The sequence below is a fragment of the Agreia sp. Leaf283 genome (genome assembly GCF_001422485.1).
Lineage (GTDB): Bacteria > Actinomycetota > Actinomycetes > Actinomycetales > Microbacteriaceae > Agreia.
In genome coordinates, this window is sequence record NZ_LMNF01000001.1 from 1,293,174 (window position 1) to 1,316,408 (window position 23,235).

The following is a 23,235-nucleotide window of genomic DNA, read 5'->3' on the forward strand; positions in this document are numbered from 1 at the left end:
CAATCCTCACATACGCAGTTCTAGAAGCCCTCGGGATTGCGCGGCGTATACGGCTCGGCCAGGCGCGCGAGCTCCGACTCGCTCAGCTCGACGTCGAGCGACGCGACGGCGTCGTCGAGGTGCTTCTGCGAGGTCGCTCCCACGATGGGCGCCGAAACCGCCGACTGCTGCCGCACCCACGCGAGGGCTACCTGGGCGCGCGAGACGCCGCGCTCACCCGCGATCGCGGCCACGGCATCCACGATCGCGCGATTCGAGTCGTCGTTCGACGAGTAGAGCGTGGCCCCGAAGAGATCCTTGCCCGTGCGCTCGGTCTCGGCATCCCAGTCGCGTGTGAGCCGGCCACGCGCGAGCGGCGACCAGGGCAGAACGCCCACCTTCTCGTCGATGCAGAGCGGGTGCATCTCGCGTTCCTCCTCGCGCTGCAGCAGGTTGTACTGGTCCTGCATCGACACGAAACGGCTCCAGCCGTTCGCCTCGGCCACGCGCTGGGCCTTGGCGAACTGCCACGCCCACATCGACGAGGCGCCGATGTAGCGCACTTTGCCTGCACGAACGAGGTCGTTGAGCGCGCTCATCGTCTCGTCGATCGGGGTCTCCGCGTCCCAGCGGTGGATCTGGTAGAGGTCGACGTGGTCGACGCCGAGGCGGCGCAGGCTGTCGTCGATCGCCGACATGATGTGCACCCGCGACAGACCACCGCGGTTGGGCGAAACGCCCATGCGTCCGTGCACCTTCGTCGCGATCACGACGTCGTCGCGGTGGGAGAAGTCGGCCAACGCGCGACCGACGATCTCCTCGCTCGAGCCGTCGGAGTAGACATCCGCCGTGTCGAAGGTCGTGATGCCCTGCTCGAGGGCGCTGCGGATGAGCGGCCGGCTGGCCTCCTCGTCGAGCGTCCAGGCGTGACCGCCGCGGTCGGGCGTGCCGAAGCTCATGCAGCCGAGCACGACCTCGCTGATCTTCAGTCCGGTGCTGCCGAGTCGTGTGTATCTCATGGATCGAGGCTAACCCGGCGGGGACGGTGTTCTCCGGGATTAGGGTGACCATATGGATCTGGGTCTGCACTACTACACGTTCACCGCTCCCGAGTGGGAGACCACCCTCGCCGATCGCCTCACGGAGACGGCGCGCATCGCCGACGAGGGAGGCATCTCGCTGTTCTCGTTCATGGACCACTGGTTCCAGATGCTCGACGCGGGCGGTCCGTTCGAGCCGATGCTCGAGGGCTACACCTCGCTCGGCTACCTCGCGGGCGTCACGAACCGGATGCGGCTGGGCCTGCTGGTCACAGGCGTGACCTACCGGCATCCGGGCCTGCTCGCCAAGACGGTGACGACCCTCGACGTGCTCTCGAAGGGCCGGGCTGTGCTCGGCCTCGGCGCGGCCTGGTACGAGCGGGAGCACGCGGCGCTCGGAGTGCCGTTCCCCTCGACGAAGGAGCGCTTCGAAAGGCTCGAAGAGACGCTGCAGATCTGCCGGCAGATGTGGTCGCCGAACGACGGCCCCTTCGAGGGCGCGCACTACTCGCTGGCCGAGACGATCAGCCTTCCCCAGCCCGTGCGCGGATCGGTGCCGATCCTCATCGGCGGCGGCGGAGAGCGCAAGACACTCAAGTTCGTGGCGCAGTACGCGCAGGCCTGCAACCTCTTCGGAGCTCCGGGCGACGGGGCCCTCGCGACGGTCGCGCACAAGCTCGAGGTGCTGCGCGGCCACTGCGACGAGCTCGGAACCGACTACGACGCCATCGAGAAGACGATGCTGTACCAGGGCGACCCCACCGGCGACACCGACGCCTTCTTGGCCGACATGGAGCGCTACGCCGAGCTCGGCATGACTCTCGTCGGCGTGATGCCGCCGCGCTACGTCGACCCGGTTCCGTGGACGGAGAACCTCACGACGAAGGTGGTCGGCAGGCTGTCCGCCATCTAGTGCGCTAGCGGGCGAGCAGCAGCGGTAGGGTCGGTCGGATGAAGGGAGCGATTCCGCGGATCATCTCCGTCGTGTCGATCGTCGGCGCCGCGGCTGCCGTCGGTGTGCTGCTCGTGCGGTGGATCGGCTACGCGGCGGGAGGCGCCCTCGACGTCTGCGGGTCCGAGCGCTGGACTCCCTGGACCGTGCAATACGAATCGACCGGCTCTACTCCCGTGGCGATCGGATTCGGTCTCACTCCTCTGGGGTTGAGGTGCTCCTCCGGTGCCAACGTCACCTATCCCGATGAGCCCCTCGCCTCGCACCTTGTCGTGCTGGCGCTGATTCTCGTTGTGCTGACCGTCGCGCTGCGTGTGCGACCCGCTTCGTCGCATCCGCGATTCTTCGCCTGGACCGTGGCGATATCGCTGTCCGCGGCGGTCGTCGCCGTGACCGCGGGACTCGGCACAGCCGCGTACGCGATCTCATTCGCGAGGGGAGGATGGATCGACTGCGGGGTTCCTCCGGTGGCCGTCGTCGGGCGTGCTGCCATCGAAGCGGTCCATGCGCCGTCGACGGTGTTCTCGGTGGTTCCAACCGGACCGCTCTGCACATTCGCCTCTCCGGCCGGCGATGTCGCCGTGTTCGACGGCGATGTGGCGTTCGGCTCCGTCTTCGTGGTCGCGCTCGCGGTCGCTGCGGCTTTCGCGATCCTCGCGGCTCGATCGAGGAAGTCCTCGGCCGGTTTGTGAGCTGCCCGACCTGAAGAGCGGATCCGTTCGACAGGATGGATGGGGCCAGGGCCGGTGTTTCGTGCTCCGAACAGCGGCGTGTTTACAGAACAACCTGTATTGCGGAAGGGCCGCGCAGCTAGCGGGCGAGCACCAGGCAGGTGGGGGAGCCGACCCCGAGTGAATCGAGAGGCTCGCCGATCAGGCCGGTCGCGGCATCCAGTGCGAATGTCGTGACCTCGCTCGATCGTTCGTGGGCCACCCGCAGCAGTCCGTCGTGAACGAGGTGGTGCCGCGGCCAGTCGCCGCCCGACGGCGATGCCTCCAGGGGGTGCGCGCCGTCGTCGTCGACGCTCAGCACGGCGATGCGATTCGAGCCCCTCACGCCCACGTAGGCGCGGGTCGAATCGGCCGACAGCTCGATATGTGCGGCCGTGTCGCCCTCATCGGCGCCGCCCTCGATGGCGGGGGTCCGGTGCACGACGTCGAATCCGCCCTCGTCGTTGGGCGCGAGCGTGAACACCTCGACCGAGTATTCGGTGACGACAAGCACGCGCCCGTCTCGGTGCAGTGCGAGGTGCCTCGGCCCGGACTCGAAGGGGAGCGTCACGAAGCCCGCGCGCACCAGTCCCCGCAGTGGGTCATGAGTCCAGATGCGCACGACGTCGAGCCCGAGGTCGGTGGTGAGGATGCGCCCGTCGGGCAGGATGAGACTCGCGTGGGCGCGCGACGGCCTGGCGGTTCCGAGGGCCGGATACGCGGGGTTGCGGTGGGCGTGCGGGTCGCGCGCGGCGGGGGCGATCGTGCGCGAGACGATGCCGCCCCGGCCGTCGAGGCCGAAGAGGATCACCTGGCCGTCGCCCCAGCAGGTGACGATCGCGTAGCGGCCGCGCGGGTCGACGGCCACGTGGCATCCGGCGTCGCCCGTGGTCCACGACTCGCCGAGCGGTGTCAGGGCCGGGCCGAGGTGGCCCTCTTCGCCCTCGACGATCGAGTAGGCCTGCAGAAAACCGGCCGCCTCGCTGACGGCGTAGAGCACGGGGGCGGTGGGGTGCACCGCGAGGAACGACGGGGAGGGCGCTTCGGCTGCGGTGCCGAGCGATTCGAGCGAGCGGCCCACGGCGGCGTCGAGCAGCTCGATTCCCGTGCCTGATCCGCCGGAGTCTGCGGTGTAGGAGCCGGCCCAGAGATACGTGCGGGTGTCTGTCACCCGTCAATTCTCCCACTCGCCGGTGCGCAGCCATGGTGCCCGTTCACCTCCGATCTGCTCCGTGGTGACGGAGCAGATGGAGGGAAACGGGCACATTCGTGCGGCGGGCGCCGCGCCGAAGGGGCTTAGTCGGCGAGGGCGAATCCGCTCGTCCACGAGGTCTTCTCCGCGGCGGCGAGCGTCAGCTGCAGGAAGCCGAGGGCCTCGAGCTCGTGCGCGCGCTTCAGGCTGCCCGCGTCGACGGCCTTGAGTCCGCCACCATCGACGACGGCGGCGAGGGCCGCCTTCGCGTCGGCGTCGTCGCCGGCGATGAGCACCGTGGTCTTCTCGGAGCCGACGGCCCCGGTCGCCAGGGTCGCGGCGAAGTTCGTGTTGAACGCCTTGAGAACGGATGCGCCGGGTACGGCCTCGGCGATCTCTGCGGCCGACGACGACCCGGGAGCGACGACGAGGGAGTCGAAGGTCGAGAAGTCGAGCGGGTTGGTCAGGTCGACGAGCACCTTGCCGTCGAGCTGTCCGGCGTAGGACTCGAGCACGGGAGCGACCGCGCCGTACGGGAGGGCGAGAACCACGATGTCGCCCGTGATGGCGTCGCCGACGACGCCCGCGGTCGCCTGGGGGTTGACCGCCGCGGCCTTCTCTGCATCGCGGGCCAGAACCTGCACCGTGTTTCCGCCGGCAACTGCCACTGCGGCGATGGCCGAACCCATGTTTCCTGCTCCGATGATGGTGACGAGCGCCATGAGAATCTCCTAATTGTCATCGATCGGACCACTGCCCGATTTAGTTGTTGATACAAGTAATGTACGTCTACTTAGTTGTAGCGTCAACTATTCCGATAGAATGGTCAGCATGAATGAGGATGTCTGGCTGAGCGACGTGCAGCAGCGAGCCTGGGTGAAGTTCATCGCCGTCGTCGAGCTTCTGCCGGGCGTTCTCGACAGTCAGCTGCAGCACGATGCCGACCTCACCCACTTCGAGTACTTCACCCTCGCGATGCTCTCCGAGGCGCCGAACCGCGTGTTCCGCATGACCGAGCTCGCGTCGGCCACGAACTCCACTCTTCCCCGGCTGTCGCACGTCGTCTCGCGCCTCGAGAAGAGGGGCTACATCGAGCGCGCTCCCTGCCCCGAAGACCGTCGCGCCACGAATGCCCAGCTCACCGAGGCCGGGTGGGAGAAGGTCGTCGCCACCGCTCCCGGACACGTCGCCACCGTGCGCGAGAACGTGATCGATCCGTTGACGCCTGACGACGTGGCAGACCTGAACCGCATCATGGGCAAGATGCTGGTGAAGCTCGATCCCGAGAACAGGTTCCGGGTGCAGCGCTGACCGTCGTCGGCGACAATGGTTACCGGCGCGGACAGTAGCGCCCGGCACACCGGTCACATCTGTCCGCAGCGGCGACAGTAGGCCACGACGGAGGAGCCATGAAGCACACCAGCCAGGTCGAGATCGAGCGCAAGTACGACGTCGACGAGAGTGCGCTCGTGCCCACGTTCACGAGTGTCGAGGGTATAGAGAACGTCTCCGTCGACGAGACCGTGACGCTCGAGGCCGTGTACTACGACACCGAGGACTTCGACCTCCTGCGCCGCCGCCACATCGTGCGCCGACGCGAGGGCGGTGGCGACGAGGGGTGGCACATCAAGCGCCCCGCGGCAGAGGGCCGCACCGAGCTGCACTGGCCCCTCGATGTCGACGCGCCTGCTGACGAAGCGAACACGACGGACACATCCGCCGTGCCCGACTCTGTGCTCGAGCCGGTGCGCGCCATCGTGCGCGATCGCATCCTGACGCCGATCGCGCGCATCTCGACCCGCCGCACCGCGACGCACCTGCTCGCCGCCGGCGGCGAGGCCGTGGCCGAGTTCGCCGACGACCTGGTGACGGCATCGGATGTTCGTGGCGGCTCGGTGCGGTCCTGGCGCGAATGGGAGATGGAGCTTCTGCCGGGCGCTCCCGACAACGAGCAGGAGCGCACCGCGCTGCTCGACGCCCTCGAAGTGGCCGTGCTGGCCGAGGCCGCCACGGTGTCGTCGTCGCCGGCCAAGATCGCCCGGGCGCTCGGACAGACCTCGCTCGCGGAGCTGCTTCCCGAGACCGCGGCGGCCGCTCCCCTCACATCGAAGAGCCCCGCGGCAGACGTGATCATCGAGGCGCTGCGCCAGCTCGTCGAACAGCTCGAGCGGCTCGATCCCGAGGCGAGGACAGACCAGCCCGACGCCGTGCACCGCATGCGCTCGACGGTGCGACGGCTGCGCAGCGTGCTCGCGGCCTACAGCCGCCTCTTCGACGCGCAGCGGGTGGATTCCCTGCGCGATCAGCTGCGTTCGCTCGGCGCGGTCCTCGGCACCGCACGCGACGCCGAGGTGCGCGCGCAGCTGGCCGACGACGAACTGGCCGAGATCGGACACCGGGTCGACGATGCCTCGCGCCGCCGACTGGTCGAGGGCTCGCTCGAGGAGTACCGCCAGGCGCACGCGGCCGCCCTGAGGATGCTGTCGAGCGCGTCGTACTATCGGCTGTTCGACGCCCTCGACGAGTTCGTGGCCAACCCGCCGCTCTCCGAGCGCGGTGAGAGGCGCCAGTCGATCAAGGTCGTCGCGGCCAAGGTGGTCGCCAGCGAACTCGCGCGTCTGCGCAAGCGGGCCGGCGCGGCCGCGTTCGCCGGGGCATCCGGATCGGGCGGCGCCGTCGACGCGCGCGGCGACCAGGCCCTGCACAGCGCTCGCAAGGCCGCCCGCCGACTTCGGTTCGCGGCCGATGCGGTGTCGCAGGGCGGCACCGCCGTGCTCGGCAAGAAGTACCGGCACATCGCCCGCGAGGCCGAGCGCGTGCAGGATGCGTTGGGCGACCATCGAGACAGCGCCCTGTTCGTGGAGCACCTGCTGCTGACCTCGAACCGCGCCCACGCGGCGGGCGAGAACACCTTCGTCTACGGCGCCATGACCGTGCGCGCGCAGCACCGCGGGGCCGCAGCGCTCAACGACTCTCCGAAGGCCCTCAAGCGGCTCGATCGGCGGGCAGAGAGCCTCTGATCGGCGTCACGTATTCAGGAGGAGAGGCCGGCCGCGTGGATAGTGGCGTCGGCCGCGCGCTCCTCCTGATTTAGTCGCAGCTTCGCGGGTTAATATGGCGCGTGTCCTTCCTTTCAGACGACAGCCGCGCGTGGCTCTCCCGCGTCGCCGAGCTCGATGCCGCCGCCACCGCATCGCCCCAGTCCCCGCCCGCGCCGCTTGACCGCATCCGCGCCGTGCGTATGCTCGCCGCCGAACTCGAGAAAGACGCTGCGACCCTGCACGCCGTTCGCGAGGCCCGCGCATCCGGCATCACGTGGGAGGACATCGCGAACGCCGCCGGCCTCGGGGCCGCCGCCGCGAAGTGGCGCTGGCACGGCACCGACGCCGAGATCGCAGAGCGGCACGAGGCAGGGCGCAAGCGTTCCGCCCGCCCGAGCAGTGTGCCCACCGACCTGCCCGGGGTGTCGGTGTCGGAGGCCGCGAAGCAGCTCGGCGTGAGCGCCCAGGCGATCTACCTGCGCATCAGCCGCGGCCTCCTGCGAGCAGAGACCGTCACGCTGCCGGACGGGCGCACGTACAAGCGCGTCTTCCCCGACGAGAAGCCTCCGGCCTAGAGCAGCGCGCTCTTCGGCAGGATGTGCAGGGTCACCGCACCGACGGGCGCCATCGGGTGCAGGGGGTCGGGATCGGCCGAGCCGGTGGGCCCGCCCAGCCTCGAGTGGCACACCGCGCTCATGACCGCGTAGGCGTCGCCCTTGCTCCAGCCGTTGTCGACGGTGAGGAACTCGAAGAGATCCTCGTAGCCGCGGGTGATGCTCTGCTGCACCGGATCGCCGAGACCGACGAAGATCCATTCGTCGGCGGTCTCGACGCGCGGGGCCCGGATGCTCTTGCCGGGGATCAGATCGACGCTCACCACCGCGACGCCCTCGGCCTCGATCGCCACGAACGACGACTCGCCCTCGGCCATCAGAGCGTGGATGTCGCCGATCGAGAGGTAGGCGCCCTCGACCATGACGGGCAGGTGCACCACCGACCCGGGACGGCATTCGGTCAGGTCCATGTTGCCGCCCTGCGCGTAGGCCGGCATGATCGTCGAGTTGGCACCCTCCGCGGGAGCCGTGCCGATGCATCCGATCATCGGACGCACGGCGAAGGCGTGGCGATCGGTGACGTGGGCGCCGTCTGCGTCGAGCGGAACGCGGCGGCTGAAGAGCTCGGGCCCCATCACCGCCGACAATGCCCCCGTGCCTGGCAGGCTGACGGACCAGCCGCAGTCCTTCAGCCTGATCTCGTGGATCGTCACGGCCAGGGTGTCGCCCGGCTGGGCGCCCTCGACGAACACGGGGCCCGTCACGGGGTTGATGCCCGCCGTGAGCTTCTGCATGTCCTTGTGCTCGTGCAGCTGGCGGTAGACCTCGTCGCTCGTCTCGAAGCCGATGCGTTCGCCGGTTCCGGGAGTGACCCGCAGCGCGGGCTCGCCCGCCTCGAAGCCGAAGCGGCCGTTCTCCTTGCCGAGCAGGTGGTCGATTCCCGAGCCGTCGACCACCCAGGTGGTGTTGCCGTGGTCTCTGCCCGCTGTGCCTGTGCCCGGTGTGCCCGTGGTCGCGGTGCCTGTGCCCGGTGTGCCTGTGTCGCTCATACGTGCGCGTCCTCTTCTGCGAGCTCGGTCTTGCGGCCGGTGATCTTGTAGTACGCGAAGACCCCGGCGCCCAGCACGAGCCAGACGAGGCCGCCGACCTTGGCCTCGACGGCCGCGTTCAGCAGCACGTAGCCGATGATCAGGAACCCGATGACCGGAACGACGAGGTGGAGCAGGTAGTTCTTCGACTTCTTCTTCACGATGTAGAAGACGATCACGGCGAGGTGCAGCAGCATGAAGCCGAACAGGGCGCCGAAGTTCACCAGGGCGGAGATCAGGTCGATCTGACCCACGAAGAACAGCACCAGCACGGCCGAGAGTGCCGACACGAGCAGGATCGCGTTCTGCGGGACCTGGCGCTTGTTGATCACGCTGAGGAAGCGCGGCAGCTGCCGGTCGCGGCTCATGGAGAAGAGCAGTCGACTGGTGGCGGCCTGGGCGGCCATGGCGTTGGCGATGCCGACGGCGAGCACGTTCACGACCAGGAAGGCCGTCATCCAGCCGCTGTTCGAGGCGGCCTGCACGATCGTGAAGAAGGCGTTACCGACCTCGTCGTCGCTGAACGACTCGCGGCCACCGGCCAGTGCGCTGGCAAGCCAGGTCTGCACGATGAAGAGCACGGCGACGATGATCAGAGCGAGGATCATGGCGCGGCCGGCCGAGTTGCGTCCGCCGGTGGCCTCCTCGGCCATGGTCGAGATGCCGTCGAAGCCCAGAAAGCTGAGCACGGCGATCGAGAGGGCGGATGCGATGAGCGGCCCGGTGACCTTGCTCGGGTCCCACAGGGGGTCGATGGTGAAGGCCGCGTCGGGAACCGTGTTGCCCGAGAGCGCGGTGACCGCGATGACGATGAAGATCACAACGAAGATCAGCTCGATGGCGAGGAAGATGCGGTTCATCAGCTTGAGCGAGCCGATGCCGAGCAGGTTGACGACGGTGTTGATCGCCACGAACACCAGCGCCCAGACCCAGCGCGGGGTGTCGGGGAAGATGCCCACCATCGACTCGGCGGCGAACACGTAGAGCAGCGTCGGCACGAGAAGGTAGTCGAGCAGAATCGCCCAGCCCGCGAAGAATCCGGCCGTGGGGTGGATGCCCCGGCCCACGTACGAGAAGACGGAACCTGCGAGCGGAATCGACTTGGCCATCTGCTGGTACGCGAGGGCCGTGAAGATCATGGCGATGAGGCCGATGAGGTAGACCAGCGGAACCATGCCGCCGGCCGCGTTGTAGACGACGCCGAAAATCGCCCACGGCGCGATGGGCACCATGAAGACGAGACCGTAGATCAGCAGATCCACGGTCGAGACGCTTCTCTTGAGTTGCTGCTTGTAGCCGAGCGATTCGAGTTCCTGTTGGGCGGTCAGGGCGGGGCCGGATTGGGTCATGATGTGAGGTCTCTTCTGTCGGCGGTGCTGTAGTCATGCATGCTGAGGTCATGCTTGCTCAAGAACTGCGCGATCTCGGCCCGGAAGATCTCGGGCTGTTCGAGGTGCACGCAGTGGCTGGCTCCGGCGAAGACATGGGTGGTGGCTCCGGCGATGCGGGTGGCGAAGGGTTCCCAGGTGGCGGGCGTCGCTTCGTCGAACTCGCCGGCGACGACGAGCGTGGGGGTGTCGATGCGATCGAGGCGATCGACGACGGTCCAGGAACCCAGGGTGCCGACCACGTGGAACTCGTTCGGCCCGTTCATGGTGTGGTACACCGTGGGCTCCGCTTCCATCTGGTCGACGCTCTCCTGAAAATCGGGGGGCGTGGGTATCACGCGGCAGACGTGCCGTTCGTAGAAGACGGCGGATGCCGCCAGGTATTCGGGGTCGTCGAGCGTGCCGGCGGCCTCGTGCCGGTCGAGCGCGCTCTGCACCTCGGGCGGTAGGTCGGCGCGCAGGGCGCCCGCGGCCTGCGACCACAGCGGCATCGAGGCGGGGGAGTTGCAGATGCTCACGCTCGCGAGGGCGGGATTCCGTCGCACGGCGATCTCTGCCGCGAGCATGCCGCCCCACGACTGGCCGAGCAGGTGCACCGAGTCGAGTTCGAGCGCTCGCAGCAGGTTCTCGAACTCGTCGACGAAGAGCTGCGGGGTCCAGAAGTCGGCCGGCGCATCGGGCAGGTGCGTGCTGTTGCCGCATCCGAGCTGGTCGTAGTGGATCACCGTGCGGCCGGTCTCGTCGGCGAGCAGGCCGATGTTGCGCACGTAGTTGTGGGCCATCCCGGGGCCGCCGTGCAGCACGACGAGAGGCAGCGCTCCCTCGCGAGCGGCGTTCGGCGTCTCGATGCGAACCCACGTGGAGTGTTCGCCGAACGGGATGAGACGGGTGGTCACGGAAGACATGAGAGTCATTGTGCACAAGAAAAGGTCTCACCAGAAGACCATTTGGCTCCGTTAACATGAGCGTTACATTCGGCCGGCCGACGACTCGTGGAACGGAGCATCCGATGACCGAGGAACGGACTCCGCTCGCCTCCCCGCTCGCGACGCCGATCGTGAGCTCGTCGCGGTCCGACGAGATCACCGATCGACTCATCACCGCGATCGCCGTCGGAGAGTATCTGCCGGGGTCGAAGCTTCCGCCCGAACGCGCCCTGGCGGCGTCGCTGAAGGTGGGCCGCATGGCGGTGCGGCAGGCGCTCGCGGTGCTGGTCGAGAAGGGTCTGCTCGAGACCCAGCGGGGCCGCGGGGGCGGCTCGTTCGTGCGCGAACAGTGGGGGCCAGAATCGGATGCGCCGGTGCAGCGCACCCTCACGGCCCGGCTCGACGACCTGCGTGACACGCTCGACGCGGTGGGCTGGCTGCACGGCACGATCGCCGCGGCCGCCGCCACTCGGCGCACGAACGATGACATCGTGCGGCTCGAGGAATGCCTCGTCGGATACCGGTCGGCCGAGTCCGGCCTGGCGTCGCAGAAGGCCGACGAGCAGTTGCACCTCGCCATCGGCCGATCCACCCACAATGCGACTCTGCAGTCTTTGCTTCTCGACCTCGAATCGCGCATCAGCATCTCGGCCCCGGCTCATCTGTGGGGGTCGCCCGAGGGCATGCGCGAGATGGAGCTGCGCGCCCTGGGCGATCACGAGGTGCTGGTCGCCGCCATCGTCGAGGGACGGGCCGACGACGCGAGCCGCATCGCGTCGCAGCACGTGCACATCGACCTCGAACTCATCGAAGCCGCCCTGGCCCGCTCGCTCGCCGCCCACTGAGTCGCCGGCCCTTTCTGTGTGGTCTGCCCCTTCTGTGTGGTCGGCGCGGTGCGGTCGGCTCTGTGTGGTCGGTGCGGTGGCGAGTGGTTGGATTGAGTCATGGATTCCACGACGACCGACGCCTACATCGACGACTTCGCCCGCTTCATCCAGGCGTCGCCGAGCTCGTATCACGCGGTGGCCGAAGCCGCCCGGCGGCTCGACGAGGCCGGTTTCTCGCGGCTCGACGAGGAGCGCGACTGGAGCGTGCGCGACGATGCCGGTGTGCAGGACGGACCCGAGCGCCGCTACGTGGTCCGCGACGGAGCCATCATCGCGTGGATCCAGCCGAGCGCGGCATCCTCGACCACGCCGTTCCGCGTGCTCGGCTCGCACACCGACTCGCCCGCCTTCAAGCTCAAGCCGAAGCCCACGATCGCGAACCGCGGATGGCTGCAGGCCGGCGTCGAGGTCTACGGCGGCCCGCTGCTCAACTCGTGGCTCGACCGTGAGCTCGAGCTCGCCGGCAGGCTCGTCACCCGGGACGGCCGCGAGCACCTCGTGCGTACGGGCCCGTACCTGCGCATCCCGCAGCTCGCGATCCACCTCGACCGCGAGGTGAACTCGGGGCTCACGCTCGACAAGCAGCGGCACCTCACGCCGGTGTTCGGCGTGGGTCACGCGGGCGACCTGCTCGCCCACCTCGCTCACCTCGGCGGGGTGCCCGCATGGGATGTCGCGGGGTACGACCTGCTGACCGCCGACACCCAGGCGCCGGCTCGCTTCGGCAAAGACGGCGAGCTCTTCGCCGCCGGGCGCATGGACAACCTCTCGTCGGTCTACCCCGGACTGGTCGCGCTGATCGCCGCGGCGGCCGATGAGACGGCCGGCGGCGGCGCCGGTGCCGGTGCCATTGGTGCGAAGCACATCAGCGTGCTCGCCGCCTTCGACCACGAGGAGCTCGGCAGCGAGTCGCGCTCCGGCGCTTCCGGCCCGCTGCTCGACGACGTGCTCACCCGCATCGGGGCCGGGCTCGGCGCCACCCCGACCGACCGCCTGCGGGCGTACGCCGCATCCTGGTGCCTGTCGGCCGACGCCGGCCACGCCATCCACCCGAACTACCCCGAGCGGCACGACCCCGTGAACACGCCGATCGCGGGCGGTGGGCCGCTGCTCAAGATCAACGCGAACCAGCGCTATGCGACGGATGCGCTCGGTGCGGCCCTGTGGGCGCGCGCCTGTGAGCGGGCGGGCGTGAGCTACCAGGAGTTCGTGTCGAACAACGCGGTTCCGTGCGGATCGACGATCGGACCGCTGACGGCGACGAGGCTCGGAATCCGCACGGTCGACGTGGGGGTTCCGCTGCTGTCGATGCACTCGGCGCGGGAGCTGTGCCACGTGAACGACCCGGTGGCGCTGTCGGCCGCGGTCAGGGCGTTCTTCGCGGGGGCGTAGCGCTAAGTCCGCACGACTGTGCAGCCGCGCCGCGCGACGATCGACGACTCGCCGGAGTGGGGTTGAATCGTGCGGACTTAGCCGACTCCGACAAGCTCAGCGAACGGGCTCCCTTCGACGAGCTCAGGGAACGGGGCTCCCTTCGACGAGCTCAGGGAACGGGGCCCTTCGACGAGCTCAGGGAACGGGGCCCTTCGACGAGCTCAGGGAACGGGGCCCTTTTACGAGCTCAGGGGACGGGGCCCTAGATCAGGTTGTCGCTCAGGTGGTTCGGCGTTCCGAAGCGGTGGGCCGTGATCGAGACCGCCTGCTCGTGCAGGAACGGCAGCAGCTCGATGCGGCCCGACTCCGTGACCTCGCCGGCATACACGGCCAGGTCGGGGCGGCCGCCCGTGGCGATCGCCAGCTCGCCGGCCGATGCGCCGACGAGCCGGATCGTCGCATCCGACATCGTGTTCGCGCGGGCCAGCCACGCCTCGTCGCTCTCGATGCGCATCGACAGGCCGCACTCCGAGACGGCGGCGCGCAGCTCCGACGGCAGAGCGACAGCGGCCGACACGTCGATCGGCGCGCCCGACACGAACGCCGCGGCGAGCACGCGCACGACGTGCGCATCACGGGCGTCGCTGCCGAAGCGGATCGTCACGGGGCGCGGAACATAGCGGAACACGTTGCGCTCGGCGCTGAGACCCGAGACATCGCGTGCCGTGCCGAACTCCGACGCCCACACGGCGGCATCGCTCGCGGCGGCCCGACGCAGGCTGCCGAACTCGTCGGCGCCGAGCTCCGTCGCCGCTGCATCGACCAGGCGACGCACCGACGCGTTCGCGACGGGAGCATCCGCGTGGCTCACGGCCGTCTTCCACGAGCCGAGGCCGAGCAGGTAGTTCGGTCCGCCGGCCTTCGATCCGGGCCCGACGACCGACTTCTTCCAGCCGCCGAAGGGCTGCCGGCGCACGATCGCACCGGTCGTTCCGCGGTTCACATAGAGATTGCCGGCCTGGATGCGCGAGAGCCACACGCCGAGCTCGGCCGAGTTCAGCGAGTGCAGGCCCGCGGTGAGGCCGTAGTCGATCTCGTTCTGGATCTCGATGGCCTCCTCGAGGGTGGCGGCGGTCATGATGCCGAGGATCGGGCCGAAGTACTCGGTGAGGTGATACTCGGATCCGCGGCGCACACCGGCGCGGACTCCCGGGCTCCACAGGGCGCCGCTGTCGTCGAGGCGCTTCGGCTCGACCAGCCAGTTCTCGCCCTCGCCGAGGGTCGTGAGACCGGAGAGCAGCTTGCCCTTCGCCTTCTCGATGATCGGGCCCATCTGCGTGCTGGGGTCGGCCGGGTAGCCGACCGTGAGTGACGACACCGCATCCACCAGCTGGGTGCGGAACCGGCGCGAGGTCGCGACCGAGCCCACGAGGATCACGAGGGATGCGGCGGAGCACTTCTGCCCCGCGTGGCCGAACGCCGAGGCGACCACGTCTTTGACGGCGAGGTCGAGGTCGGCAGACGGGGTCACGATGATGGCGTTCTTGCCGCTGGTCTCGGCGAGCAGGGGCAGGTCGGGGCGGAACGAGCGGAACAGCTCGGCCGTCTCGTATCCGCCGGTGAGGATCACGCGGTCGACGGCCTCATGGGCGATGAGCGTGCGGCCGAGGGACTGATCGGCGAGCTGCACGAGGCGCAGTGCCTCGCGGGGGACTCCCGCCCTCCACAGCGCCTCGACCATCACGGCGCCGGAGCGCCGGGCCTGACGGGCGGGCTTGATGACCACGGCGCTTCCCGCGGCGAGGGCCGCGAGGGTGGAGCCGGCCGGGATGGCGACGGGGAAGTTCCACGGGGGAGCGACCACGGTCAGTGCGGCCGGAACGAAGTCGGCTCCGTCGACGGCGTCGAGCTCGCGGGCGCGCTCGGCGTAGAAGTGGGCGAAGTCGATGGCCTCCGACACCTCGGGGTCCGACTGGTCGAGGGTCTTGCCGGTCTCACTCGCCATGACCTCCATGAGGTCGGCGCGAGAGAGGGCGAGCTCGTCGCCGGCCCGGTGCAGCACCTCGGCGCGCTCGGCGCCCGAGAGCCGACCCCACGCGGAACCGGCCGTGGCCGTGTTCTGGATGATCGCATCCAGTTCGCTCTCGTCGTGCACGATCGACGCGGCGATCGTGTCGTCGCCGAGCAGCGACGAGGGAACGCGGCGCAGGATCTCGAGGCCCCACGCGCGGTTCTGCGGCAGTGCGGGGTCGGTGTCGGCGGCGTTGTCGAAGCCGCTGCGCGGCGCCGTGGCGTCGGGAGCCATGCGGTTCTGCGTGCGGTTCGGCTGCGGAACGGCATCGTCGAGCTCGGCGAGCGAGGCCTCGAAGCGCTCGCGCTCACGGGTGAACAGCGCCTCGTTCTCGCTGAGCTCGAACACGGCAGACATGAAGTTCTGCTGGCTGGCACCCTCCTCGAGGCGGCGGATCAGGTACGCGATCGCCACGTCGAACTCCTGCGGGTGCACCACGGGCGTGTAGAGCAGCAGCGATCCGACCTCGCGGCGCACCGCCTCGGCCTGCCCCTGCGCCATACCGAGCAGCATCTCGAACTCTAGCCCCGCGGTCACGCCGCGCTTCTGGGCGAGCAGCCACGCGAAGGCGATGTCGAAGAGGTTGTGCCCGGCCACGCCGATGCGCACGTTGTCGATGCGGTCGCGGTGCAGCGCGTAGTTCACGACCCGCTTGTAGTTGGTGTCGCTCTGCTGCTTCGACGACCACGTCGCGAGCGGCCAGCCGTGCAGGCTCGCCTCGACCTCCTCCATGGGCAGGTTCGCGCCCTTGACGATGCGCACTTTCACCCCGGCCCCGCCCGCGGCACGGCGAGCGGATGCCCAGTCCTGCAGGCGGATCATCGCGGAGAGGGCGTCGGGCAGGTAGGCCTGCAGCACGATTCCGGCCTCGAGCTCGTGAAAGCGCGGGTCGTCGAGGATGCGCATGAAGACCGCCATGGTCAGGTCGAGGTCTTTGTACTCCTCCATGTCGAGGTTGATGAACTTGGCCGGCGTCGCCTTCGCGGCGCGCTCGAACAGCGGAGTGAGGCGCTCGACGATGTGCGCGACGGCCTCGTCGAAGGCCCAGGCCGAGTGCGGGGCGACGGTGGAGGAGACCTTGATCGAGACGTAGTCGACGTCGTCGCGGGCGAGCAGGCGATGGGTTCCCTCGAGGCGGCGGGCGGCCTCCGCCTCGCCGAGCACGGCCTCGCCCAGCAGGTTCACGTTGAGCTTCGTCCCCTCGGCGTGGTTGCGCAGCTTCGCGATGGCCGAGCCGAGGCGGGCGTCGGTGGCGTCGATGATGAGATGACCGACCATGCCGCGCAGAACCTTGCGGGCGATCGGGATGGCGATGGCCGGGACGACGGGAGCGGCCAGGCCGCCGAGACGCACGGCACTCTTCAGATACCAGGGCAGGAACGCCGGCACGTTCGGGGCGAGGGCGCGAAGGTTGCGGGCGGCGACGCCCAGGTCTTCGGGGCGCACGACTCCGTCGACGAAGCCGACCGTGAAGTCGAGGCCCTTCGGGTCTTTGAGCACGCCGGCGAGGCGCTGCGCCGAGGCGTCGGCCGGGATGGCGGCGGCCTCCGTGAGCCAGCGGCGAACGAGCGCGGTGACCGCCTCGGGGGTGGGAAGGTCGGCCAGCTCGGCCGGCGCGGGCGCGGGCGTGGTGGAGTCGGCTTCCGGGTGTGCGGCGATGTCGGTCATGGGTTCAGTATGGGATGCGGTTCACATTAGATAAAGTGACCGTTCATAACCAATAACCATCAGCTCAGCTAATGAAACGAGGGCCCGCCCGTGCTCGATGCCCGGCGCCTGCGCATCCTGCGCGAACTCAAGATTCGCGGCACCCTCGCCGAGGTCGCGACGGCCATGAACTTCAGTCCGTCGTCGGTGTCCCAGCAGCTCGCCCTGCTCGAGAAGGAGACCGGCGTCGAGCTGCTGCGCAAGGTCGGCCGACGCGTGCAGCTCACCCCGCAGGCCGAGATCCTCGTGACCCAGACGGCGTCGATGCTCGAGATCCTCGAGCGCGCCGAGGCCACGCTTGCCGCGTCATTGACCGCCGTCACCGGAACCGTACGCGTCGCCGTGTTCCAGTCGGCGGCCCTGGCCCTGATGCCGGATGCGCTGAGCCTTATGCGCTCCCGCTATCCCGAGGTGCGGGTCGAGATGGTGCAGCGTGAGCCCGAAACCGCGCTCTACGAGACCTGGGCCCGCGACTTCGACATGGTGGTCGCCGAGGAGTACCCGGCCCACGCGGCGCCGCGGCATCCGGAGCTCGACAAGAAGCGGCTCACGTCCGATGCCGTCTCTCTCGCCGTTCCGCCGACCTCGCGGCAGATCCATGCGGTCGTGTCGATCCAGGATGCGCGGGACCTTCCCTGGGTGATGGAGCCGGCGGGCGCCGCGTCTCGGCACTGGGCGCTGCAGCAGTGTCGCATCGCCGGTTTCGAGCCCGATGTGCGCTACGAGACCGCCGACCTGCAGGCGCAGATCCGTCTGATCGAGTCGGGGAACGCGGTCGCGCTGATGCCCGAGCTCGTATGGGCGGGGCGCGAGACGAGCTGCCTGCTCATCGATCTGCCGGGGGATGCGCGCCGATCGATCTTCACCTCGGTGCGCGACAGCGGGTCGCACCACCCGGCGACGCTGGCGTTCCGCGAGGTGCTCGAAGAGGTGGCGGCGTAGGGCGCCCCGTTGCCTGAGCTTGTCGAAGGGCCCCCGTTCCCTGAGCTTGTCGAAGGGGCGCCGTCGAGGAGTGTCCCTTCGACAGGCTCAGGGAACGGGCGGGGCGGGTGGCGCCGGCGGCGCCGGCGGCTGAGGTCCCGGGTTCGTGGCGGGGCGGTACTGCTCGAGCCACAGCTGGTGCTTGTAGAGGGCAGACGCGACGGCCGAACGGATCACCATGTAGAGAACGAGTGCGCCGATCGCGAGACCGACGACGTAGGCGAGGAATGACGAGAAGACGAGGGCTTCTGAGTTCGCGATCATGGGCTCAGCCTAGCCAGAGGTGATCTCGACACGTCGGCTCGTTCCCTGAGCTTGTCGAAGGGGCTCGGGCGAGGAGTTTCCCTTCGACAAGCTCAGGGAGCGGGCGGGGCGCTCAGGGAGCGGGCGGGGCGCTCAGGGAGCGGGCGGGGCGCGCTCAGCGCTCGGCGGCTCGGGCGCAGGCTATGCAGAGCGTGGCCTCGGGGCGCGCGTCGAGCCGGGCGAAGCCGATCGGGCGGCCGCAGCGCGCGCAGACTCCGTAGCTCCCCGATGCGACGCGGTCGAGGGCCGCATCCACCGCCACCGACGCCGCCGCGAGCTCGCCGTGCACCCCGTGAATGCGCGACCACTCGCTCGACAGCGTCGGACCCTCCGGGTCGTGCTCGTCGTCGACCGACTCCGCGCCCCGGGCCTCGCGCACCTCGACGAGCGTCTGCGCCAGCCCGCCGAGTTCCGTGTCGATCTCGGCCCGGCGCTCGCGCAATCTCGCCTCGAGAAGCCGCAGTTCGGCATCCGTGAGCCCTGTCTCGAACGCCTCTGCTTGCACAGTACCCATGGTCGCACGGTGCTGCGGGGCGGTGTCCCGTGGCTGAGCTCCGGTCGAGCGCGCCTTCAGCGAGCGAACGCGCCGTCGACGGCGGCGCGTTCGCCCGTGAAGGGCGCGCTCGGCGAGGCGAGCGACGAGGCGAGTGGCGCTACCGTGTCAGCGCGCGCACCCACGCCTCCACGTCGGCGACCTCCACGGGCAGGGCGCCCGAGAGGTTCTCGTAGCCCGACTCCGTGATGAGCAGGTCGTCCTCGATGCGCACGCCGATGCCGCGCAGCTCCTCGGGAAGGGTGAGGTCGTTCGCGTGGAAGTAGATGCCGGGCTCGACGGTGAGCACCATTCCCGGCACGAGGGGAGCGCGCAGGTAGAGCTCCTCGCTGGTCTTCGCGCAGTCGTGCACATCGAGTCCGAGGTGGTGGCCGTTGCCGCAGATGGCGTAGCGGCGGTGGTACTGCCCCTCGGGGCTCAGCGCCTCCTCCAGCGTGCCCGGCAGGATGCCCCAGCTGTGCAGACCGCGGGCGATCACGTCGTGCGCCGCCTGCTGGAAGTCGGAGAAGAGCCCACCCGGGCGCAGCACGCTCAGCGCTGCTGCGCGCGCCTCGAGAACGAGCTCGTAGACCCGGCGCTGGGCCGGCGAGAACGTGCCGGATGCCGGGAAGACGCGCGTGACATCCGCCGTGTAGAGGGTGTCGACCTCGACGCCCGCATCGAGCAGCACGAGGTGGTCTTCGCTCACCGGGCCGTCGCTGCGCGACCAGTGCAGGGTGGCCGCGTTGGGCCCCGACCCCATGACCGTGGTGTAGCCGACGCCGTTCGCGCCCTGCCGCGAGTGCCGGTCGAACGTGGCCTGCAGCCAGCGCTCGCCGCCGCCCGCCAGCGCGGCCGGCAGCTCGGCGACCACGGCCGAGAAGCCCGCGACCGTGGCGTCGACGGCGGCGCGCAGCTGGGCGATCTCCCACTCGTCCTTTACGAGCTTCAGGTCTGACAGCGCCTGCTCGAGCAGCGGAGAAGGCTCGTCGATTCCAGCCTCCGACAGGGCGGGCTCGCTCGCACCGGCGCTCAGCACGGCGGTGTGGATGGCGAGCAGGTCGTCGGGAAGCATGGCGAGCGAGCGCACGTCGATCTGCAGGGCCGACGCCCAGTCGTCGAGGCCGGGCGCCGCCCCGACCCAGAGCTCGCCGCGCAGCGCGTCGGTGTAGAAGGCCTCGTCGCCGGCGTAGGCCGGTTCGGTGAGGTAGAGCACGGCGTCGTGACCGGATGCGCCATCGCTGGCACTGCCCGGCCGCATGACGAGCACGGCCGCCTCGGCCGCGCATCCGGTGAGCCAGGCGAAGTCGCTGTGCGGACGGAAGCCGAACTCGGTGTCGTTCGAGCGCACCGCGCTGCGCCCGCTCGCCACGACCAGCGTCTCGCGCGGGAATCTCGCCGAGAGCATTCGGCGGTGGTCGGCCGCCGCCTCTGCTGCTCCTGGCGTCACCCGGGCGGTGCGATCGGGCTCGCCCCAGCCGCTCGCCATGAACTCGCGGAAGGCGTCGGAGGTGGGGAGCCGAGGCATCCGGGGGTCGCGCGGAGCGGGCGAAAGAGTAGTCATGACTGCAAAGTAGCCGGATCTGCGAACAGGTTTCAAGCTCGTTACAGCGCTGGCGACGATCTGTCCTGACCATGATCGCGAACGCACCTATTCGTCCGTAGTTGTCACCTGGCTGACACCCTGCGACGGACTTTCTGCGCGGGAATTGACGAGCTGCGGCGCACTCCGGAACAGTGGGCGATCATGAGCACCCCCTCCGACGCCTCCGCTGCCGCCGCCTCCCGCACCTTCGACGAATCGATCGACGACACGGTCTTCGACATGGTCTCGTCGACCGCCAGCGCGGTCTCGACGACGGCGCCGTCGCGGTTCCACTATCGCGAGGATCGCGGTGTGATCTGGGGCGACTACACGGGCGACACGGTGACGGTCGGACGGTTCAGCGGCTACCGCGACCGCGACGTGCTGCACGTCTCCTTCGTGCACCTGGGCACAGACGGAACCACCACCGCGGGCTCCGCGACTTCCGTCGTGAGCCGCACCGACGACGGAGTGCTCGAGCTGACCGAGGACTTCGTGGGCCCCGACGGGGCCGACCACGTCAGCGTGTGCCGCGAGGTGCGCGCCTAGCGTTCTGGGCGCTCTCCGCACTCTTGGCCCGCTCGTCGCTGGTGCGCACGAACCGCGTCATTCCGTAGCGCTCGCCCGATTGCTGCAGGGTGTCGCTCGTCGCGGCGCCCATGCGCAGCGAGACGTTCGAGGTCATCTCGTCCATGATGAAGACGGTCACGGTGGCCTTGACCGACGGCCATTGCGCGAGTCGCGTGGCGACGAGGTCGTGGATGGSGGCGACGCCCGATCCCCGCACGAGCAGCATGGCGTCGTGCTCTCCGGTCATCACCGTGAACGACTCGAGCTCGTCGAGCGTCGTGAGTCGGCTGCGGAAATCGGCCCACTGGCTCTGCCGCACCGTGACGAAGACCATGGCCGCCACGGCGAGGCCGACGGCGGCCGGATCGATGTCGGCGTGCACTCCCCGGATGACCCCGTTGCGCACCAGGGATTCATAGCGCGTGTAGGCATTCGAACGCGAGATGCCGAGCTGCTCCGAGAGCGTGGCGATCGAAATACGCCCGTTGTCTCTCAGGATCTCCAGCATGCGCACATGCGTCTCATCAAGATCCATGTTCGACCCCCTGTTTTGTCCGTCTCCGCGGCTGCAGAGTCTCTTGTTTGGAGATTTTATGTCGAAAAGGCGGTTGCTGTCATCACTTTGTCTCTATCTGATGCGGTCAGATTGACACTTGATCTGTGCGAGAAGTAATTTCAAGACAACATTCCACATTCGGTTCGTTCAGAATTCACCGCCTCATCGCACCGAACCCGCCCTGCACCCTTCCTCACCCGATAGGAGACCACCCTCGTGTTGTCACCATTCCGCCGCATCGCAGGCATCGTCGGCATCGCCGTCGTCGCGACGCTCGGCATCACAGCCTGCAGCGCAGGCTCGAGCGACTCCGCATCCTCCGGCGGCAAGTCCGTCGTCGTCGACTCCTCGTTCGACCTGAAGACCGCCGACCCGAACCGCGAGTACGAGACCACGGGCTCGATCGTGGCCAAGGCGCTCTACGAGACCCTCCTCACCTTCAAGGGTGACGACGTGACGAAGCCGATCGACGGGCTCGCCAGCTACGAGATGAACGCCGACAACACGGTGCTCACCCTCACCATGGCCGACGGCCACGTCTTCTCCGACGGAACCCCGGTGACCGTCGACGACGCCGTCTTCTCGCTGCAGCGCGTGCAGGGCATCAAGGGCAACCCGTCGTTCCTGCTCGATGGCGTGACCGTCGAGAAGACGAGTGACACCACGCTGACGCTCACCTCGGCCGAGCCCAACCCCGCCCTTCCTTACATCCTTCCGAACCCGGCCCTCAGCGTCGTGAACAAGAAGGTCGTCGAAGAGAACGGTGGAACGGCGACCGACGCCGACGGTGCCGAGTCCTACCTGAACGGCGCGTCCGCCGGCTCCGGCCCGTACATGCTCGAGTCGTTCGATGTGGCCTCGCAGGTGGTCTTGACCAAGAACCCGAAGTACACCGGTGACGCCCCCGCCTACGACCGCGTGGTCCTGCGCAACGTGCAGGGCCCGACGCAGAAGCTCAACATCCAGGCCGGTGAGTCGCAGGTCGCCCTCGACCTGAACCCCGACCAGGTCGCCGAGCTCGACGGATCCGATGTCACGGTTCTCTCGAGCCCGTCGCGCTACATGATCTTCCTGCTCCTCAACCAGGACCCGTCGGTCTCTGCGATCACCAGCAACCCCGACTTCCTCAAGGCGGTCAAGGCCGGGATCGACTACGACAAGATCGTCGACCTCGCCGGTGAGGGCTCCGTGCAGCCCGGCGGATTCATCCCGTCGCTCTTCGTCGGCGCGATCGACGCATCCGACGGCAACCAGTACGACGCCGCCGCCGCGAAGTCGGCTCTGACCGCATCCGGCTACGCCGGTGAGGATGTCACGCTCAACTTCCCGAACGACATCACGGTCCAGGGTCTGTCGCTGCAGAGCGTCGCCGAGTCGGTGCAGGCCCAGCTCAAGGAGGTCGGCATCAACATCGTGCTGGCTCCGGCCCCTGTCGCGACCGAGCTCGACGCGTACCGCGATGGCAAGGAGACCGTCGGTCTCTGGTACTGGGGCCCCGACTTCCCCGACCCGTCGAACTACCTCGCGTTCACGCCGGGCGAGCTCGTCGGCCTTCGCGCCGGCTGGGCTGCCGGAGCGGACCAGACGGTGACCGACCTGGCCACCGCCGCCAAGGCTGCGGTCTCGACCGACGAGCGCCAGAGCGCCTACGCGGCCCTGCAGGAGGCACAGAATGCGAGCGGCCCGTTCGTTCCCCTGCTGCAGCCCGCGCAGAACGTGGTCACCTCGCCCAGCATCACGGGCGTGAGCCTGAACCCGGTCTGGACGATCGACCTTGCCGGAATCAAATAGCATCGACG

21 protein-coding genes are annotated in these 23,235 nt (G+C 68.9%); 10 read left to right on the forward strand and 11 right to left on the reverse strand.

Features of this window, described 5'->3' with window-relative positions:
- Nucleotides 1-20: 20 nt before the first annotated feature.
- Nucleotides 21-998 carry an aldo/keto reductase gene (locus ASF51_RS05845; RefSeq protein ID WP_055926436.1) on the reverse strand — a complete coding sequence of 326 codons (978 nt, stop codon included), beginning with the start codon at nucleotides 996-998 and terminating at the stop codon, nucleotides 21-23.
- Between the two features lie 52 nt (nucleotides 999-1,050).
- Between ASF51_RS05845 and ASF51_RS05850 the strand changes: the two genes are divergently transcribed.
- Complete coding sequence (locus tag ASF51_RS05850; protein ID WP_055926439.1) at nucleotides 1,051-1,932, forward strand: LLM class F420-dependent oxidoreductase; 882 nt, start codon at nucleotides 1,051-1,053, stop codon at nucleotides 1,930-1,932.
- Between the two features lie 38 nt (nucleotides 1,933-1,970).
- Nucleotides 1,971-2,663, forward strand: a complete 693-nt coding sequence (locus ASF51_RS05855) for a hypothetical protein (protein ID WP_055926442.1) — start codon at nucleotides 1,971-1,973, stop codon at nucleotides 2,661-2,663.
- Between the two features lie 118 nt (nucleotides 2,664-2,781).
- On the opposite strand, the gene ASF51_RS05860 is transcribed toward ASF51_RS05855, so the two are convergent.
- The gene (locus ASF51_RS05860; protein ID WP_055926444.1) at nucleotides 2,782-3,852 is read right to left on the reverse strand and encodes a beta-propeller fold lactonase family protein; all 1,071 of its coding nucleotides are present in this window, start codon (nucleotides 3,850-3,852) and stop codon (nucleotides 2,782-2,784) included.
- 125 nt (nucleotides 3,853-3,977) lie between these two features.
- Nucleotides 3,978-4,595 carry an NADPH-dependent F420 reductase gene (locus ASF51_RS05865; RefSeq protein WP_055926448.1) on the reverse strand — a complete coding sequence of 206 codons (618 nt, stop codon included), beginning with the start codon at nucleotides 4,593-4,595 and terminating at the stop codon, nucleotides 3,978-3,980.
- A gap of 109 nt (nucleotides 4,596-4,704) precedes the next feature.
- Here ASF51_RS05865 and ASF51_RS05870 point away from each other — a divergent pair, with 109 nt between their 5' ends.
- The 3 genes from ASF51_RS05870 to ASF51_RS05880 all read left to right on the forward strand — a co-directional run bounded on the left by ASF51_RS05870 (nucleotide 4,705) and on the right by ASF51_RS05880 (nucleotide 7,489).
- Nucleotides 4,705-5,184 carry a MarR family winged helix-turn-helix transcriptional regulator gene (locus tag ASF51_RS05870; RefSeq protein ID WP_055926451.1) on the forward strand — a complete coding sequence of 160 codons (480 nt, stop codon included), beginning with the start codon at nucleotides 4,705-4,707 and terminating at the stop codon, nucleotides 5,182-5,184.
- A 98-nt stretch (nucleotides 5,185-5,282) separates the two neighbouring features.
- Nucleotides 5,283-6,893 carry a CYTH and CHAD domain-containing protein gene (locus tag ASF51_RS05875; protein WP_055926454.1) on the forward strand — a complete coding sequence of 537 codons (1,611 nt, stop codon included), beginning with the start codon at nucleotides 5,283-5,285 and terminating at the stop codon, nucleotides 6,891-6,893.
- 101 nt (nucleotides 6,894-6,994) lie between these two features.
- Nucleotides 6,995-7,489, forward strand: coding sequence for a hypothetical protein (locus ASF51_RS05880; protein WP_055926457.1), 495 nt, complete (start codon nucleotides 6,995-6,997; stop codon nucleotides 7,487-7,489).
- Here ASF51_RS05880 and ASF51_RS05885 read toward each other — a convergent pair.
- Genes ASF51_RS05885 through ASF51_RS05895 form a run of 3 tightly spaced genes read right to left on the reverse strand, consistent with a single transcriptional unit; the run spans nucleotide 7,486 to nucleotide 10,849 of the window.
- The gene (locus ASF51_RS05885; protein ID WP_082479578.1) at nucleotides 7,486-8,517 is read right to left on the reverse strand and encodes an acetamidase/formamidase family protein; all 1,032 of its coding nucleotides are present in this window, start codon (nucleotides 8,515-8,517) and stop codon (nucleotides 7,486-7,488) included. The genes ASF51_RS05880 and ASF51_RS05885 overlap by 4 nt on opposite strands.
- Nucleotides 8,514-9,905, reverse strand: a complete 1,392-nt coding sequence (locus tag ASF51_RS05890) for an APC family permease (RefSeq protein WP_055926460.1) — start codon at nucleotides 9,903-9,905, stop codon at nucleotides 8,514-8,516. The genes ASF51_RS05885 and ASF51_RS05890 overlap by 4 nt, the downstream gene beginning before the upstream one ends.
- Nucleotides 9,902-10,849, reverse strand: a complete 948-nt coding sequence (locus ASF51_RS05895) for a proline iminopeptidase-family hydrolase (protein ID WP_157412023.1) — start codon at nucleotides 10,847-10,849, stop codon at nucleotides 9,902-9,904. Before ASF51_RS05895 ends, ASF51_RS05890 begins: the two co-directional genes overlap by 4 nt.
- A gap of 104 nt (nucleotides 10,850-10,953) precedes the next feature.
- On the opposite strand from ASF51_RS05895, the gene ASF51_RS05900 reads away from it, so the two are divergent.
- Together ASF51_RS05900 and ASF51_RS05905 are read left to right on the forward strand one after the other, a co-directional pair.
- A complete protein-coding gene (locus ASF51_RS05900; protein WP_055926466.1) occupies nucleotides 10,954-11,715 on the forward strand; it encodes a FadR/GntR family transcriptional regulator in 762 nt (253 codons plus the stop codon).
- A 99-nt stretch (nucleotides 11,716-11,814) separates the two neighbouring features.
- Nucleotides 11,815-13,149 (forward strand): M18 family aminopeptidase, encoded by a 1,335-nt coding sequence (locus tag ASF51_RS05905; protein ID WP_055926469.1) that lies wholly within the window; start codon nucleotides 11,815-11,817, stop codon nucleotides 13,147-13,149.
- A 244-nt stretch (nucleotides 13,150-13,393) separates the two neighbouring features.
- Here ASF51_RS05905 and ASF51_RS05910 read toward each other — a convergent pair whose 3' ends face one another.
- Entirely contained in the window at nucleotides 13,394-16,870 is a 3,477-nt protein-coding gene (locus tag ASF51_RS05910; RefSeq protein WP_082479579.1) for a bifunctional proline dehydrogenase/L-glutamate gamma-semialdehyde dehydrogenase, read from the reverse strand.
- A gap of 90 nt (nucleotides 16,871-16,960) precedes the next feature.
- Between ASF51_RS05910 and ASF51_RS05915 the strand changes: the two genes are divergently transcribed.
- Nucleotides 16,961-17,851, forward strand: coding sequence for a LysR substrate-binding domain-containing protein (locus ASF51_RS05915; RefSeq protein WP_055926472.1), 891 nt, complete (start codon nucleotides 16,961-16,963; stop codon nucleotides 17,849-17,851).
- A gap of 87 nt (nucleotides 17,852-17,938) precedes the next feature.
- On the opposite strand, the gene ASF51_RS05920 is transcribed toward ASF51_RS05915, so the two are convergent.
- The 3 genes from ASF51_RS05920 to ASF51_RS05930 form a co-directional block, all read right to left on the reverse strand.
- Nucleotides 17,939-18,154, reverse strand: a complete 216-nt coding sequence (locus ASF51_RS05920) for a hypothetical protein (RefSeq protein ID WP_055926475.1) — start codon at nucleotides 18,152-18,154, stop codon at nucleotides 17,939-17,941.
- A gap of 154 nt (nucleotides 18,155-18,308) precedes the next feature.
- Entirely contained in the window at nucleotides 18,309-18,707 is a 399-nt protein-coding gene (locus tag ASF51_RS05925; protein WP_055926478.1) for a TraR/DksA family transcriptional regulator, read from the reverse strand.
- Between the two features lie 139 nt (nucleotides 18,708-18,846).
- Nucleotides 18,847-20,289, reverse strand: coding sequence for an aminopeptidase P family protein (locus tag ASF51_RS05930; RefSeq protein ID WP_055926481.1), 1,443 nt, complete (start codon nucleotides 20,287-20,289; stop codon nucleotides 18,847-18,849).
- 183 nt (nucleotides 20,290-20,472) lie between these two features.
- On the opposite strand from ASF51_RS05930, the gene ASF51_RS05935 reads away from it, so the two are divergent.
- The gene (locus tag ASF51_RS05935) at nucleotides 20,473-20,859 is read left to right on the forward strand and encodes a hypothetical protein (RefSeq protein ID WP_055926484.1); all 387 of its coding nucleotides are present in this window, start codon (nucleotides 20,473-20,475) and stop codon (nucleotides 20,857-20,859) included.
- On the opposite strand, the gene ASF51_RS05940 is transcribed toward ASF51_RS05935, so the two are convergent.
- Nucleotides 20,831-21,415: an Lrp/AsnC family transcriptional regulator gene (locus ASF51_RS05940; protein WP_055926487.1), complete on the reverse strand. Its 585-nt coding sequence runs from the start codon at nucleotides 21,413-21,415 to the stop codon at nucleotides 20,831-20,833. The two genes, ASF51_RS05935 and ASF51_RS05940, sit on opposite strands and share 29 nt — an antisense overlap.
- Nucleotides 21,416-21,652: 237 nt before the next feature.
- Here ASF51_RS05940 and ASF51_RS05945 point away from each other — a divergent pair, with 237 nt between their 5' ends.
- On the forward strand, nucleotides 21,653-23,227 hold the full coding sequence (locus tag ASF51_RS05945) for an ABC transporter substrate-binding protein (RefSeq protein WP_055926488.1): 1,575 nt from the start codon (nucleotides 21,653-21,655) through the stop codon (nucleotides 23,225-23,227).
- Nucleotides 23,228-23,235 lie beyond the last annotated feature (8 nt).

Bases quoted from the DNA above. Each gene is read 5' to 3' on its own strand.
- ASF51_RS05845 (WP_055926436.1), bottom strand. From the start codon at position 998: ATGAGATACACACGACTCGGCAGCACCGGACTGAAGATCAGCGAGGTC.
- ASF51_RS05850 (WP_055926439.1), top strand. From the start codon at position 1,051: ATGGATCTGGGTCTGCACTACTACACGTTCACCGCTCCCGAGTGGGAG.
- ASF51_RS05855 (WP_055926442.1), top strand. From the start codon at position 1,971: ATGAAGGGAGCGATTCCGCGGATCATCTCCGTCGTGTCGATCGTCGGC.
- ASF51_RS05865 (WP_055926448.1), bottom strand. From the start codon at position 4,595: ATGGCGCTCGTCACCATCATCGGAGCAGGAAACATGGGTTCGGCCATC.
- ASF51_RS05870 (WP_055926451.1), top strand. From the start codon at position 4,705: ATGAATGAGGATGTCTGGCTGAGCGACGTGCAGCAGCGAGCCTGGGTG.
- ASF51_RS05875 (WP_055926454.1), top strand. From the start codon at position 5,283: ATGAAGCACACCAGCCAGGTCGAGATCGAGCGCAAGTACGACGTCGAC.
- ASF51_RS05885 (WP_082479578.1), bottom strand. From the start codon at position 8,517: ATGAGCGACACAGGCACACCGGGCACAGGCACCGCGACCACGGGCACA.
- ASF51_RS05890 (WP_055926460.1), bottom strand. From the start codon at position 9,905: ATGACCCAATCCGGCCCCGCCCTGACCGCCCAACAGGAACTCGAATCG.
- ASF51_RS05895 (WP_157412023.1), bottom strand. From the start codon at position 10,849: ATGTCTTCCGTGACCACCCGTCTCATCCCGTTCGGCGAACACTCCACG.
- ASF51_RS05900 (WP_055926466.1), top strand. From the start codon at position 10,954: ATGACCGAGGAACGGACTCCGCTCGCCTCCCCGCTCGCGACGCCGATC.
- ASF51_RS05905 (WP_055926469.1), top strand. From the start codon at position 11,815: ATGGATTCCACGACGACCGACGCCTACATCGACGACTTCGCCCGCTTC.
- ASF51_RS05910 (WP_082479579.1), bottom strand. From the start codon at position 16,870: ATGACCGACATCGCCGCACACCCGGAAGCCGACTCCACCACGCCCGCG.
- ASF51_RS05920 (WP_055926475.1), bottom strand. From the start codon at position 18,154: ATGATCGCGAACTCAGAAGCCCTCGTCTTCTCGTCATTCCTCGCCTAC.
- ASF51_RS05925 (WP_055926478.1), bottom strand. From the start codon at position 18,707: ATGGGTACTGTGCAAGCAGAGGCGTTCGAGACAGGGCTCACGGATGCC.
- ASF51_RS05930 (WP_055926481.1), bottom strand. From the start codon at position 20,289: ATGACTACTCTTTCGCCCGCTCCGCGCGACCCCCGGATGCCTCGGCTC.
- ASF51_RS05935 (WP_055926484.1), top strand. From the start codon at position 20,473: ATGAGCACCCCCTCCGACGCCTCCGCTGCCGCCGCCTCCCGCACCTTC.